This is a genomic window from Pseudoalteromonas sp. BMB (assembly GCF_001709235.1).
GTDB lineage: Bacteria > Pseudomonadota > Gammaproteobacteria > Enterobacterales > Alteromonadaceae > Pseudoalteromonas > Pseudoalteromonas maricaloris.
Genome location: NZ_MBQA01000195.1, coordinates 1 through 14,408 on the forward strand (window position 1 = coordinate 1; position 14,408 = coordinate 14,408).

Consider the following 14,408-nt stretch of genomic DNA (forward strand, 5'->3'; position numbering starts at 1 on the left):
GCTGAGCTATAGCCCCACATTCCGTCAGTGGACGAAGCGAAATTTAATCATTTTTTATATTCCCGTCAACCCCAGACAAAAAATTTCGCTATTTTTTTATAGTCTTTGTTACACTGAACTGAAAATAAAACGAATTAAGCGAATTATGGTTCTGCGTCATATCTTTTCTATTCTCATTATTGGGCTGCTAGCGAGTTGTGCATCACAGCCTGATGAGCCTGAACTTATTATCGAAAAACAATCTCTTCATAAGCGTCTTTCGCCAACTGGTGATAAAGAATTTGCTTTCATTGTAACGGTACAAGCAACACCTCGAATGGAGCTGGATGCAAGTAAGCCAATATCAAGGAGAGAACTAAAACGCTTTGCCGAGTTTGAGCGTATTGAAGATTCCCCCTCTCTAAAACTCAAGCTAGAAGAGCAAGCCGTCGCCTTGTTAAAACCGGCTTTGATTGAGGCGGACTACTGTAATTCAGGTCATAAAATTACCGATGTATACTGGCGACAGCGTAGCGTTCAGTTACGAGGTAAGTGTTTGTGATCAGAAACAATCCAAGTGCACTTGCAGAGCGGCTCGCTCAGCTAGATATCAACTATCTCAATTATGAGCACCCACCGTTACATACTTGTCTAGATGCTGACAACTTGAAGTTAGAGAGAAAAGGGACGCGACTGAAAAATCTCTTCCTCCGAGATAACTATGGAAAGCGACACTTTCTTTTTATTATTCCTGCAGATAAGCAAGTCGACCTAAAAGCGCTGTCTAAATCTCAAGGGATGTCGCGTTTAGGTTTTGCATCGACGGACAGGCTAGCAAAGTATTTAGGAGTGGAACAAGGCTGTGTATCAGCACTCACATTGCATAACGACAGTGAGCAACAAGTCGAATTATGGCTTGATAGTGAACTGCAATCTGCGCAGTTATGGCAGTGTCACCCTCTAGTGAATACTAAAACTTGGGTGTTAACGCTCGAAGATTTGAAACGCTTTTGGCAAGTCACTGGGCACTCACCTCACTGGGTTGACTGTGTTTCTCAAACTCAGAGCTAAGCCGACTGTACAGACGGTAAAAAGTGACGCACAAAACCAAGTGATACCAGCTTGCTCATAAATCAAACCCGGAAGATAAGAACCCAGCACGCCTCCTGAATAATAAAATGAAACATAAGCGCCATTAGTGACGGTTGCAGGTGCCTGACTAATACTGTTGGCTAATGGCGCAGCGGTTGAATGGATCACAAACATACAGGCGCAGAATAGCGTAAACAAGACCACAAAAAAGAACACAGACGCCACGGGTAATAGCGCAATGGTTGTAGCATAGATGAAGAACATCACAGCTAAAAATCGCCAGGCAGAATGAAATTTACTTTGTAGCCAAGGTGTAACGATAGACCCTAAAGCACCAACTAAATAGCCTGTATAGACCCAGCCCACTTTGCTGGGATCGGTTAAATTAAAGTCGTACTTGAGTATAAAAGGTAAAAAGTTAAGTAGTCCCGCGAAGCAGAAAAACATACAAAATACAGAGCTGTATAATCTCACTAGGCGTGATTGCTTGAGTGGTGCCAGGTAGTCCTTGATCCTTGTCGCGTGAATTATTGGTGGTTTGTTCTTGCTGGCCCGAATGCTAAATGCTAGCACAATCAATAACAATGCGTTTAGGTAATAGAAACTTTGCCACTCAAACCAGACAGTAAAGTTGGCTGCAAGCGTACGGCCAAAATAACCTCCGGCTATGGTACTTCCGATGTACAAGCTCATGTTTCTTTTCAACTGTGAGCCACTAAACTGTTGGCCGATATAACCTGTCATCGCAGTGAGTGCTGCAGGTAATAATAACCCTTGAATTAACCGGGTAAACAATAGACCTGAAAACGAAGTCATTGAAGCAAATGCTAAACTGCTGAGTGCCAAGAGCAGCATGGTCCATTTTAAAATGCGTAGCGGATTGGACTTTGCCAGCAATAATCCGTAGCAGATTGGCGCGATAGCCAAAGGTAGCATAGTCGCTGACATCAGCATGCCCGCATCAGATGCTGACACACTAAATTGCTCTGCAAACTCAGCCAGCAGCGGCTGCGGTGCATAGAGCACAAAAAAAATGGTAACAGAGCAAAGCAATAGATGAATGACGGGCATTAAGCAATAAGGCTTTTTATTTCGATGAGTTAGCTTAAATTAAAGCAAACTAGATGACAATTTTTTGCGCTAAATCACGATGCGCGACAATAATTTTGGTAGTTTTATATTAGATTGACCGATTCCTCTCTGGTCAATCGAAATTGCTGAGTTAAAATAGTGAAAAGTCTATTTTACGGAGTTGCATGATGGGTTCACTGCAAGATCAGTTGCTAAAAGCAGGTCTAACAACTGAGCACAAGGCGAAAGTTGCAAAAACACAAAAGCGTAAACAGCAGAAGAAAAAGAAAAAAGGCGCAACGAGCGACCAAACAGACCTTCAAAAACATATTGAGCAAACGAAGCTTGAGCAGCAAAAGCGTGCCGAAGAGCTAAATAAAGCGAAGCAAGAAACGCTAAAAGATAAAGAGCAAATTGCTCGCGTGAAGCAGATCTTAGAACATCATAACCAAGATGAGATCCGCGGCAATGTGACCTTTAACTTCACATACCAAAATAAGGTGAAGGAGTTAGAAGTTAATTCCGAAACACAAAAAGCGCTATCAAAGGGGCGTTTAGCGATTTGTGTGTTAGAAGAGCAGTTCTACGTACTACAAGATGAACCTGCTAGAAAGATCGCAGAGGTAGACGAGAAATATATCGTTTTCCATGTTGAGGACAATCAGCAAGGTGATGAGGATGACCCTTACGCTGACTTTGAAGTCCCAGATGATTTGATGTGGTAGTGATTAGGCTTTAGGTCAAACTTTAGTCTACACTGACTTACAACGTTAACCGTCAATAAAAAGAGTAATGATATGAGCAAGATGAAAAAACTACTAGTAGGGACTACGGTGGCAATTTGCGCACTAGGTTCAGCAAGTTCAATGGCTGCAGATGGTAAAGCATTGTATACAGCAAAGATGTGCCAAACCTGTCATGGTGCAGAAGGTAAAGCACCAATCATGCCTCTGTATCCTAAGCTAAATGGTCAAAGCAAAGAGTATTTAGCGGCGCAAATGAAAGATATCAAATCAGGTAAACGTAACAACGGTATGACAGCAGCAATGAAGGCGATGGTTGCTAATGTCACTGACGCTGAAATCGATGCGATTGCAGAGTATCTATCTAAAGTTGAATAACATCAAAGTTAGATATCAAAGATGATAAAAAACCACCGTTCGCGGTGGTTTTTAGTTGAAGATATAATTAAGCTAATTTAGACTTCTATACATCCAAATGTGGAGTCAATAAGGGATCCCCATGTTCGAGTTACCTCAGTTAAATTTAAAAGACAAAGTAAGCGCAGAAGAATGGCAGCTGCGTGTTGATCTTGCCGCTTGCTATCGACTGGTTGAGCACTTTCGTTGGGGAGATCTAATTTATACGCATATGTCGGCGCGTTTGCCGGGTACGGATCATTATTTAGTAAACGCCTTTGGGCTGACCTTTGATGAAGTCACCGCTTCTAATTTGGTGAAGGTCGATCTCGAAGGAAATATTCTTGATGATACGCCATTTAAGATTAATCCCGCGGGTTTCACCATTCACAGTGCAATCCATGAGGTGCGAGAAGATGCGCATTGTGTTATCCACCTCCATACCAAAGAGACGATCGCAGTCGCAAGTGTAGAATGTGGTTTATTGCCTTTGAGTCAGCACAGTATGTTCTCATTACCATCACTATCGTATCATGGCTATGAAGGCTTAGCGGTGAATATGGATGAGAAAAAGCGCTTGCAAGATGACTTAGGTACAACCAATCATATGCTGCTGGTGAACCATGGTGGTTTAACTGTTGGACCAACGGTAGGTGATGCCTTTATGCGTTTTTATGACTTACAGCGTGCATGCGAGATTCAAGTTGCGATTCAAGCAACGGGACAACAAGCGGTACCTGTACCACAACCCATTATTGATAACATATGTAACCAAGCGAATGTCGTGCATAGCGGTAGCACCGGTGGTCAATTAGCATGGCCCGCAATGCTTCGTAAAGCTTACCGCCTAGACCCAAGCTTTGCTCAATAGGAGTCAACATGAAAGTTAATCGCGTCGAAGTTTTCGATATTCATTGTCCAGATAGACCTGCTTGGACACCCGTTTTTGTGCGTATTCACACCGATGAAGGCATTTCAGGGGTTGGTGAAGCTGGGCTTGCATACGACCTCGGCCACAGCGCTGCGGCCAGTATGATCAAAGAAATGGCTGAAGCCTTTTTGATTGGTCACGACCCTTTTCAAACCGAGCTGCTTTGGTCGCGTATGCTGAGAGAAAGCTTTTGGGGTTTAGGTGGCGGACCTGTGGTGTATGCGGCGATGTCAGCAATAGATACCGCGCTTTGGGATATTAAAGGTAAAGCCCTAAACCTACCTGTTTATCAATTGCTTGGTGGTAAAGTGAATCCTGAGCTTCGCACCTATGCCTCGCAATTACAGTTTGACTGGGACAGCGAGTTTAAAGCATTAGTTCAACCACACGAATATGCTGAAGCGGCTCACAAAGCCATTGCAGAAGGGTACGATGCGGTTAAAGTTGACCCAATTCAGTACGATAAAGATGGCAACACCTATTACGATAGAACTAAGCTTATCTCGCGCGCGGAAATGAAATTATACCGTGCAAGAATGAAAGCAATACGTGAAGCGGTAGGTGATGAAGTGGACATTATTTTTGAGTGCCACAGCTTACCAGGCGCGACATCAGCTATTCAAATTGCAGACATCGCCGAAGAATTTGATTGTATGTATTATGAAGAGCCAGTGAACTATCTTAACCACTCTTTACATGCAAAGGTAGCCAACAAGACCTCTGTGCCAATCGCTGGTGGTGAACGTTTGTATAATCGCTGGGGTGTTCGCCCTTATTTTGAAGATCAAAGTATTGATGTACTGCAGCCAGATATTGGCCTATGTGGTGGCTTTACGGAAACTAAGAAGGTATGTGATTACGCCGATATCTTTGATATCCGTATTCAGGCGCACGTCTGTGGCGGCCCGGTAGCAACCGCAGCTTCATTACACTTAGAAACCGCGATCCCAAACTTCCTGATCCATGAGCACCATACTTACGCAATCAAAAAGTGGAACAGAGAGCTATGCTTGCAAGATCCACAGCCTAAGAATGGTATCTTTAGAGTATCAGAAGAACCGGGGCTTGGTATTGAGCTAAACGATGAAATCGTGATGCGCTCAGCCCGTGTGGAAATTAAGTAGACATCCGACGCTCAGCTTAAATACCTGATTTTGGAGTAACAGTTAGCTCTTGCTATTGTTATTCTTAGACTCAATCAGATACAAAAAAACCCAAGCAGTGCTTGGGTTTTTCATCTAAGCCAGAGTTATTATTTTAACAATGACTCAGTTAATACAGGGCGAATTTCTTTTACAATCGCTTGGCAAAGCTTAGGTGCGCCACAGATGATGTTGCCGCTACGGTTAAAGTTAGCACCGCCAGCAAAATCAGTGACCATACCGCCTGCTTCTTTTACTAGCAGCTCACCGGCTGCTGTATCCCAAGGCTTAAGGCCAATTTCAAAGAAACCATCCATACGACCTGCTGCAACATATGCCATGTCTAAAGCTGCAGAGCCCGCACGGCGGATATCAGCTGTATGAATGAATAATGCTTTGAATGCTTCTAGGTAGGCATCCATGTGGTGCTTTTGCTTGAAAGGGAAACCCGTGGCAAGCACAGTGCCTTGTAATTCAATAGACTTGGATACACGAATACGTTTGTTGTTTAGCTGTGCGCCTTGGCCACGAGAAGCGGTAAATAACTCGTCGCGGATTGGATCGTATACAACAGCTTGCTCTACGCGGCCTTTAACTCTTAACGCGATAGAAACAGCATAGTGAGGAATACCTTTAACGAAGTTAGTTGTACCGTCTAGAGGATCGATAACCCAAAGGTAGTCTGCATCTTTGCCTTCGTGATGACCAAATTCTTCACCAACAATAGAGTGATCAGGGTAAGATTTTAAAATTGTGTCACGAACGATTGATTCCGCATCTTTATCGATGTTTGTCACTAAATCATTTGTGCCTTTTTGAGCAGCTTCAACGCGCGATAAATCTTCACTTGCACGTAGGATAATCTTACCTGCGTTACGCGCAGCGCGTACCGCAATGTTCAACATTGGATGCATAGCATTACCTTTAAGTTGTAAAAGAACAGGATCATTTTGAGCCGGCGTATTCTAGCGGTTTTTTCTCTAAAGTAAATAACCAATTGTGAATTTTTCTGGTTGTTTTTTGTACTTCGTTGCTGCGTAAAGATTTTTAATTTCTGGTTGTGGAGCTTGGAAAAACGCAAATCAGATATGCTACACTGCGCCATTATTTTTGTTTGAGACTCGTGTAAATGGCTTTAGAAGATATTCGAATTGTATTAGTGAACACCTCACACTCTGGCAATATTGGCTCTGTTGCGAGAGCGATGAAGACGATGGGGTTATCTAAGCTTTATTTAGTTGACCCTGCATGTGAAGTGGACAGCCATGCAAGTGCATTGGCGGCTGGCGCAACCGACGTGTTGGGTGCAGCGACTAAAGTCGATACACTTCAAGAGGCGATTGCTGATTGCGCTTTAACTATTGGCACGAGTGCGCGCTCACGCACTTTGTCGTGGCCAATGGTAGACCCGCGTGAGTGTGCACAAAAATTGGTTGCTGAGTCGGTGAATGGTCCTGTCGCCCTTGTATTCGGTCGTGAGAATAGCGGCCTAACAAATGAAGAGTTGCAATTGTGCAACTATCACGTGTGTATTCCAGCTAATCCTGAGTATAGCTCGCTTAATCTTGCCATGGCAGTGCAAACTTTGGCCTACGAAACGCGTATGACATATCTAGACACGCAAGAAAAGCAGCCAGAAGAAGTAGATGAAACGATTTACCCATCATCAAAGCAGATGGAGTTATTCTACGAGCATCTTGAAAATACCCTGAATGACACCGGCTTTATCATCAAGCAGCATCCGGGCATGGTAATGACTAAGCTAAAGCGTTTGTTCAACCGCGCTAGACCGGAAGAGCAAGAACTTAATATTCTACGTGGGATCCTAAGTTCAATAGATAAATCTACTAACAAGTAAACCAGACAGGATGCAGTATTGGCCAACTCAGCGCGCCAATACTGTTATATTTTTATCGTCTAAATATTAACCATTCCTTTTGTGAAATCTTGCATAAATCTTCATCACTAATACTTGACTAAAATACTCAGGTAATTACAATATCCATAATACTTGATTAAATTACTCAGGTATTTCGGGTAGGCATACGAGGGTTGCAGATTTAAAGCCGTTATTATGCTTGGTTAATACTTGACTATCTTAGTCAAGTAATTAAAATTTGCGGCTTGGTAAATTAGCGGGGGTTATGCATGAAACTGACATCAAAAGGCAGATACGCCGTGACAGCAATGTTAGATGTTGCGTTACACGCAAGTATTGGCCCTGTTCCACTAGCCGATATCTCTGAACGACAAGAGATTTCGCTATCTTACCTTGAACAATTATTTGCCCGTCTACGTAAACATGGCTTAGTTAGCTCTGTACGTGGTCCTGGCGGCGGCTACTTATTAGGCCGTGATGCACACACAATTTCCGTTGGTGATGTGATTAATGCAGTTGACGAGTCCGTTGACGCAACACGTTGTCACGGCGAAGGCGGCGGTTGCCAAAGCGGTATGCGCTGTCTGACTCATTCATTGTGGTCTGATTTAAGTGTGCGAATTGAAGAATTTTTAAACAGTATTTCCCTAGCCGAGTTAGTCGCCGATGCGGATGTTCAATCCGTAGCAACGCGGCAAGATAAGCACGTTAAACGTGTTATCGAGCAATTAGACAATATTCAAGTGAGCTGTCAACTCTAGGTTGACGTCAAGCGGAGAGATAAATGAAATTACCGATATATCTAGATTATGCAGCAACCGCTCCGGTTGATCAGCGTGTTGCAGACGAAATGATGCAGTGCCTGACAATGGATGGTAACTTTGGTAATCCAGCTTCTCGTTCACACCGTTTCGGTTGGCAAGCAGAAGAACTGGTTGATCAGGCGCGTAATGATATCGCTGATTTAATCAACGCTGATCCGCGTGAAATCGTTTTCACATCTGGTGCAACTGAGTCAAACAACCTTGCAATCAAAGGTGCTGCGCAGTTCTATAAAAAGAAAGGTAAGCACATCATCACCGTTCGTACAGAGCACAAAGCAGTACTAGACACCTGCCGTGAGCTTGAACGTCAAGGCTTTGAAGTGACGTATATGGATGTTGAAGACAACGGCTTACTTGACTTGAAAAAGCTTGAAGCAACCATGCGTGAAGACACTGTTTTAGTGAGCGTAATGCACGTTAATAACGAGCTAGGTGTTATTCAAGATATCGCGACTATCGGTGAGATGTGTCGTGAGCGCAAGATCATGTTCCATGTTGATGCGGCGCAAAGTGCTGGCAAGGTACTAATCGACCTACAAACATTGAAAGTAGACTTTATGTCATTTTCTGGCCACAAAGTTTATGGCCCTAAAGGTATCGGTGCGCTGTACGTGCGCCGTAAGCCACGTGCACGTTTAGAAGCACAAATGCACGGTGGTGGTCATGAGCGCGGTATGCGTTCTGGTACACTTGCTACTCACCAAATCGTGGGTATGGGCACAGCATTTAGAATTGCTAAGCAAGACTTTGAAAAAGACCATGCACACATCAGTGCACTTCGTCAGCGTCTATTGGACGGCCTAATGGATATGGACGAAGTTTATTTTAATGGTGCTATCGACCAATCAGTACCTGGCATTGTAAACATCAGCTTCAACTTTGTTGAAGGTGAAAGTCTACTAATGGCAGTTAAAGACATTGCGGTTTCTTCAGGTTCTGCATGTACATCGGCGAGCTTAGAGCCATCTTATGTACTGCGTGCTCTAGGTCGTAATGACGAATTAGCACACAGCTCAATCCGTTTCAGTATTGGTCGTTTTACGACAGAAGAAGAGATCGATTACACCGTCAATCTTCTTAAGAATTCTATTGGTCGCTTACGTGAGATGTCACCGCTTTGGGAAATGCACCAAGATGGCATCGACTTAGATAGCGTTGAATGGGCACACCATTAAGCAAGTTTTAGCCGCTGGCTGGATACTATCCAGCCGCAAGCAGGTAGTGAGGAAATAGTTATGGCTTACAGTGATAAAGTTATCGACCACGTTGAGAATCCACGTAACGTAGGTTCTTTAGACAAGAACGATCCAAGCGTAGCAACGGGCATGGTGGGGGCACCTGCATGTGGCGACGTAATGAAGCTACAAATTAAAGTGTCAAAAGAAGGCATCATCGAAGATGCGAAATTCAAGACATATGGTTGTGGTAGCGCGATTGCATCATCATCCCTTGTGACTGAGTGGGTGAAAGGTAAATCGTTAGAAGAAGCTGCGACTATCAAAAACACTGATATCAGTGCAGAGCTTGAGTTGCCACCAGTGAAAATCCACTGCTCAATTTTGGCAGAAGATGCGATTCAAGCTGCGATTGCAGATTATAAGAGTAAACAAGCGAAGTAAGAGACTATTATGGCAGTGACGTTAACAGATGCAGCCGCTAATCGCGTATTAGCCTTTTTGAGTAACCGTGGAAAAGGCATAGGGCTGCGCGTTGGTATTAAAACCACGGGCTGTTCAGGTCTTGCTTATGTTCTCGAATTTGTCGACGATTTAGATGAAGGCGATGAAGTATTTGAAGACAAAGATGTCAAAATCATCGTTGATGCAAAAAGTTTAGTTTATATCGACGGCACAGAGCTTGATTACACAAAAGAAGGTCTGAATGAAGGGTTTAAATTCAATAACCCAAATCAGAAAGACGAATGTGGCTGTGGCGAAAGCTTCACCGTATAGTTTGCAACAGTGAATAGTTTAAAGCCCTGCCTTGGTGGGGCTTTGCTGTATTAGGTGCGTATGCGTTATTTTGAATTATTTGATTTACCTGTTGATTATCACGTTGATTTAAACAAACTAAATCAAGGCTATTTAGAGCTACAGCGTGCAGTTCACCCAGATAGGTTTGCTGGTAAAAGTGAGCGTGAGAAGTTGCTCGCGGTACAGAAAACCGCAGAGATCAATGACGCGCTAGCGGTGCTCAAACACCCAGTTAAACGCGCCGAGTATATGTTAAGCGAAAAGGGTGTAGACATACGAGCAGAGCAACAAACGTTGCAAGATCCGATGTTTTTAATGCAACAGATGGAGCTGCGTGAAGCATTAGAAGAATTACCTGATGCGGCGGATCCTGACGGCGCGATTGCAGAGTTCGAAACACAGATCAAAGCGTTAGATACAGAGTTTAGCGCCTCCCTTGCCGAGCAGCTTCAAAGCGATGACATGAGCACATTAGAAGCCGCAGCAGACAATATTCGTAAGCTAAAGTTTGTCTACAAGTTACGCGACGAATTAGCACGTATCGAAGATGAATTATTCGATTGATGATGTATAGCATCAACAAACGTTAAAGTGAAAAGAGCATTATGGCATTATTGCAAATTGCTGAGCCGGGGCAGAGCGCGGCACCTCATGAGCATAAATTAGCGATTGGTATTGACTTAGGTACCACGAACTCTCTTGTGGCAACAGTACAAAGTGGCGAAACGAAGACCCTTAGCGATTTAATGGGTAAACCTATGCTGCCGTCGGTAGTAAGGTACACCGACTCAGAGGTTATCGTTGGTGAACAAGCCCAAGCTGCTTCTGCTGAAGACCCGACTAATACGCTTATTTCTGTAAAACGTTTTTTAGGTAAAACGCAATCTGAAATAGAACAAAGCTATGGTCAGTTGCCTTATAACTTTGTCGATAATAACGGTTCGCTTGCTATTGAAACCGTAGCTGGCGCTGTAAGCCCAGTGCAAGCCTCCGCTGAAATTTTAAAAACATTACACCAACGTGCTATTGATAGCTTTGCTGGTGAAGATGTAATGGGCGCAGTGATCACTGTACCTGCGTATTTTGATGATGCACAAAGGCAAAGTACAAAAGACGCAGCTGAGCTTGCTGGTCTAAAAGTATTAAGACTTCTCAATGAGCCGACTGCAGCTGCAGTAGCTTACGGCCTAGACTCTGGTCAAGAAGGTGTGATTGCGGTTTATGACCTTGGTGGTGGTACGTTTGATATTTCTATCTTACGCTTAAACCAAGGAGTGTTTGAGGTATTATCAACCGGTGGTGATTCAAGCCTCGGTGGTGATGACTTTGATTCATTGTTGGTCGATTTCTTTAAACAGCAAACGCAGCTATTTGATTTAAACCCAAAAGAGCTACGCTTGTTTATCAATAAGGCAAGAGCCTGTAAAGAAGCGCTTTCAAGCTATGAAACGGTAAACGTAGAGCTACCAGTTCGCGAGCAAAAATTTGTAGTTTCGATCACGCGTCAAGCATTTGCTGAAATGGCAATGCCATTGGTTAAAAAGACTTTACGCTCTTGTCGCCGCGCGTTAAAAGACGCGGGTGTCACAGCAGAAGAAGTCTTACAGGTTGTGATGGTGGGTGGGTCGACTCGTATGCCGGTGGTGCGTGAAGAAGTCGGTAATTTCTTTGCCAAAGAGCCACTAACTTCAATCGATCCAGACCGTGTGGTGGCATTAGGTGCTGCTATCCAAGCTGATATTTTAGTGGGTAACAAGCCTGACTCTGACATGTTACTGCTTGATGTATTGCCATTGTCTTTAGGCTTAGAAACTATGGGTGGATTGGTTGAAAAAATCATTCCGCGTAATACCACTATTCCTGTTGCACGCGCACAAGAGTTTACCACCTTTAAAGATGGTCAAACCGCTATGTCATTGCATGTATTGCAAGGTGAGCGTGAACTCGTTGATGATTGTCGTAGCTTAGCTAAATTTAGTCTAAAAGGCATTCCGCCAATGGCGGCAGGCGCTGCGCATATTCGAGTCACTTTTAGAGTTGACGCGGATGGTCTATTGAGTGTTTCGGCTGAAGAAAAGTCGACAGGCGTGCAGGCTGAGATCCAAGTCAAACCGTCGTTTGGTTTGAGCGATGACCAAGTAGCGCAAATGCTAAAAGATTCGATGAGCAATGCCAAAGAAGACATGAGCGCTCGTATGCTTAAAGAGCAGCAGGTTGAAGCGCTGCGTGTGTTAGAAGCGTTAGAGGCATCGCTTGCAACGGATGGTCATCTGTTGGCAGAAGATGAGCTCAATACACTGCGTGGTGCAATGACTGAACTTGCACAAATTCGCGAAAGTGCAGACAATCCAGAGCAGATTAAAAAGGCGATCGAAGAAGTCGATCAGGCGAGTAGTGATTTTGCTTCACGCCGTATGGATGAATCAATTAAAAAGGCACTGCAAGGGCAGTCGGTAGACGAGGTGTAATATGCCACAAATTATCTTTTTACCCCATGAAGAGTTATGTCCGGAAGGTGCTGCAATCGAAGCGAAAACGGGTGAAACTGTACTCGATGTGGCGTTGAAAAACGGAATTAGCATTCCACATGCCTGTGAAAAGTCATGTGCATGTACTACGTGCCATATCGTTGTTCGTGAAGGTTTTGACTCGCTGGAAGAAAGCGATGAGTTAGAAGATGACATGCTAGATAAAGCATGGGGTCTCGAAGCTGAGTCTCGTTTAGGTTGCCAAGCGATAATTAGTGATGAAGACTTAGTGGTTGAAATTCCAAAGTACAATCTCAATATCGTTAATGAAGACCATTAAGTGCTGCTAACAACTTAGGTTGTTACTGACAAATTTAATAAAAGCCGTAGTCTTATGCTACGGCTTTTTGCTTTTCTAGGAGGAACGCTATGTCACTCATCAGTAATCCCGAATTTTCACTTATCAATGGCCAAGCACATCATAGTAAAACGCAAGTCGATGTGGTTAATCCTGCAACTGGAGAGCACCTTGCTCAGGTTTCTGAGGCGGATAATCAGGCAGCTGATAAAGCGCTGCAAGCAGCGGCTGAAACCTTCGAAAAACTCGCTAGCACGACAGCACATGCCCGTAGTCAAGTACTTAGAAAATGGTACGAATTGGTAATAGAGCATCGTCAGGTGTTGGCTGAAATCGTCACTAAGGAACAAGGCAAACCGCTTAAGGAGGCACTTGCCGAGGCGGATTATGCTGCAGGATTTATTGAGTGGTATAGCGAAGAAGCCAAGCGCGCCTATGGTCAGGTTATTCCCAGTCATTCTCAATCACATGAGCTAACTACAATCAGGCAAGGGGTTGGTGTTGTACTTGGGATCACACCGTGGAATTTTCCACTGGCGATGATCACCAGAAAAGTAGCACCAGCTTATGCCGCAGGCTGTAGTTTTATTTTAAAGCCTTCTGAGAAAACCCCTCTTGCGGCCATCGCACTGGCTAAGCTGGCTATTCAGGCAGGAATGGAAGTTGGCGCTTTTCAGGTGTTAGTGACTAACGATTCTAAAGGGTTAGTAGCACATCTTACTGAGTCACCACAAGTGCGAAAACTCACGTTTACGGGGTCAACACAAGTGGGGAGTGCGTTGTTGAAGCAATGTGCCGATACGGTGAAAAGAACGTCAATGGAGCTTGGTGGTAATGCACCATTTATTGTTTTCGACAGTGCTGATGTTGAGCAAGCAGTAAGTGGTTTGATGGCAGCGAAGTTTAGAAATGCAGGACAAACTTGTGTGGCCGCAAATCGTGTGTTTGTTGCGAAAGGTATCGCGGCAGAGCTACTCAATACGCTCACTCAGCAGGTTAGCACACTCACCTTGGGAAATGGTCTAGAGCAAGGTGTTGATATTGGTCCACTCATTTCACTTGAAGCCAAACAAAAAGCACAGCAGTTGTTGGAAGATGCGTTAGCTAAAGGTGCGAGCATCGCTTATCAAGGTGATAAACAAAGCGGCCAATTTATGGCACCAGTAGTTATCACGGATGTAAATAGCACCATGCGGCTCTTCCATGAAGAAATTTTTGCACCGATTGTCAGCATTATTGATTTTGAGAGTGAAGATGAAGTGGTAAGGATGGCAAACTCTGTGCCGGAAGGGCTTGCTGCTTATTTTTATTCGAATGATGGCAATCAAATAAGGCGAGTAAGTCATGCGCTTGAGTATGGCATGGTTGGGATTAATGAAGGGATCATATCCAATCCTGTAGCGCCTTTTGGTGGTGTGAAGTTTTCAGGTCTTGGCCGAGAAGGGGCACAGGAAGGACTGCTTGAATACCAAGAAATAAAGTACTTATGCCAAAAGTTTAGCTAGTTCACACTAATTGCGAGGACGCCTTTCCTCGCAATTGCTTTTATTCT

General features: G+C 44.0%; 17 protein-coding genes. 15 read left to right on the forward strand and 2 right to left on the reverse strand.

Features of this window, described 5'->3' with window-relative positions; all coding sequences use genetic code 11:
* Together BB427_RS19230 and BB427_RS19235 are read left to right on the forward strand one after the other, a co-directional pair.
* The coding region (locus BB427_RS19230) for a hypothetical protein (RefSeq protein ID WP_254663673.1) at positions 1-541 on the forward strand (541 nt) is incomplete at its 5' end.
* Entirely contained in the window at positions 538-1,050 is a 513-nt protein-coding gene (locus BB427_RS19235; protein WP_083229911.1) for a prolyl-tRNA synthetase associated domain-containing protein, read from the forward strand. The genes BB427_RS19230 and BB427_RS19235, both read left to right, overlap by 4 nt.
* On the opposite strand, the gene BB427_RS19240 is transcribed toward BB427_RS19235, so the two are convergent.
* Positions 1,009-2,142 carry an MFS transporter gene (locus BB427_RS19240; protein WP_069022621.1) on the reverse strand — a complete coding sequence of 378 codons (1,134 nt, stop codon included), beginning with the start codon at positions 2,140-2,142 and terminating at the stop codon, positions 1,009-1,011. The two genes, BB427_RS19235 and BB427_RS19240, sit on opposite strands and share 42 nt — an antisense overlap.
* A gap of 188 nt (positions 2,143-2,330) precedes the next feature.
* On the opposite strand from BB427_RS19240, the gene BB427_RS19245 reads away from it, so the two are divergent.
* The 4 genes from BB427_RS19245 to BB427_RS19260 all read left to right on the forward strand — a co-directional run bounded on the left by BB427_RS19245 (position 2,331) and on the right by BB427_RS19260 (position 5,336).
* The gene (locus BB427_RS19245; protein WP_010378951.1) at positions 2,331-2,867 is read left to right on the forward strand and encodes a DUF2058 domain-containing protein; all 537 of its coding nucleotides are present in this window, start codon (positions 2,331-2,333) and stop codon (positions 2,865-2,867) included.
* A 72-nt stretch (positions 2,868-2,939) separates the two neighbouring features.
* Positions 2,940-3,263, forward strand: coding sequence for a c-type cytochrome (locus BB427_RS19250; protein WP_069022624.1), 324 nt, complete (start codon positions 2,940-2,942; stop codon positions 3,261-3,263).
* A 121-nt stretch (positions 3,264-3,384) separates the two neighbouring features.
* Entirely contained in the window at positions 3,385-4,152 is a 768-nt protein-coding gene (locus BB427_RS19255; protein ID WP_069022626.1) for a class II aldolase/adducin family protein, read from the forward strand.
* Positions 4,153-4,160: 8 nt separating this feature from the next.
* The gene (locus tag BB427_RS19260; RefSeq protein WP_039493039.1) at positions 4,161-5,336 is read left to right on the forward strand and encodes a mandelate racemase/muconate lactonizing enzyme family protein; all 1,176 of its coding nucleotides are present in this window, start codon (positions 4,161-4,163) and stop codon (positions 5,334-5,336) included.
* A 128-nt stretch (positions 5,337-5,464) separates the two neighbouring features.
* Here the strand turns inward: BB427_RS19260 and suhB are convergent, their stop codons facing one another.
* Entirely contained in the window at positions 5,465-6,268 is an 804-nt protein-coding gene (suhB, locus tag BB427_RS19265) for an inositol-1-monophosphatase (protein WP_017218489.1), read from the reverse strand.
* Positions 6,269-6,483: 215 nt separating this feature from the next.
* Between suhB and trmJ the strand changes: the two genes are divergently transcribed.
* The 9 genes from trmJ (at position 6,484) to BB427_RS19310 (ending at position 14,361) form a co-directional block, all read left to right on the forward strand.
* The gene (trmJ, locus tag BB427_RS19270; RefSeq protein WP_010378958.1) at positions 6,484-7,212 is read left to right on the forward strand and encodes a tRNA (cytosine(32)/uridine(32)-2'-O)-methyltransferase TrmJ; all 729 of its coding nucleotides are present in this window, start codon (positions 6,484-6,486) and stop codon (positions 7,210-7,212) included.
* A 290-nt stretch (positions 7,213-7,502) separates the two neighbouring features.
* Entirely contained in the window at positions 7,503-7,994 is a 492-nt protein-coding gene (iscR, locus tag BB427_RS19275) for a Fe-S cluster assembly transcriptional regulator IscR (protein ID WP_010378960.1), read from the forward strand.
* A gap of 23 nt (positions 7,995-8,017) precedes the next feature.
* Positions 8,018-9,232 carry an IscS subfamily cysteine desulfurase gene (locus BB427_RS19280; RefSeq protein WP_010378962.1) on the forward strand — a complete coding sequence of 405 codons (1,215 nt, stop codon included), beginning with the start codon at positions 8,018-8,020 and terminating at the stop codon, positions 9,230-9,232.
* Positions 9,233-9,292: 60 nt separating this feature from the next.
* Entirely contained in the window at positions 9,293-9,676 is a 384-nt protein-coding gene (gene iscU, locus BB427_RS19285) for a Fe-S cluster assembly scaffold IscU (protein WP_010378965.1), read from the forward strand.
* 9 nt (positions 9,677-9,685) lie between these two features.
* A complete protein-coding gene (iscA, locus tag BB427_RS19290; RefSeq protein WP_010378967.1) occupies positions 9,686-10,009 on the forward strand; it encodes an iron-sulfur cluster assembly protein IscA in 324 nt (107 codons plus the stop codon).
* Positions 10,010-10,069: 60 nt separating this feature from the next.
* The gene (gene hscB, locus BB427_RS19295; protein WP_010378969.1) at positions 10,070-10,594 is read left to right on the forward strand and encodes a co-chaperone HscB; all 525 of its coding nucleotides are present in this window, start codon (positions 10,070-10,072) and stop codon (positions 10,592-10,594) included.
* Positions 10,595-10,635: 41 nt separating this feature from the next.
* Positions 10,636-12,498 carry a Fe-S protein assembly chaperone HscA gene (gene hscA / locus BB427_RS19300; protein ID WP_069022628.1) on the forward strand — a complete coding sequence of 621 codons (1,863 nt, stop codon included), beginning with the start codon at positions 10,636-10,638 and terminating at the stop codon, positions 12,496-12,498.
* Between the two features lies 1 nt (position 12,499).
* Entirely contained in the window at positions 12,500-12,838 is a 339-nt protein-coding gene (gene fdx, locus BB427_RS19305) for an ISC system 2Fe-2S type ferredoxin (RefSeq protein WP_010607222.1), read from the forward strand.
* An 89-nt stretch (positions 12,839-12,927) separates the two neighbouring features.
* The gene (locus BB427_RS19310) at positions 12,928-14,361 is read left to right on the forward strand and encodes an NAD-dependent succinate-semialdehyde dehydrogenase (protein WP_069022630.1); all 1,434 of its coding nucleotides are present in this window, start codon (positions 12,928-12,930) and stop codon (positions 14,359-14,361) included.
* Positions 14,362-14,408 lie beyond the last annotated feature (47 nt).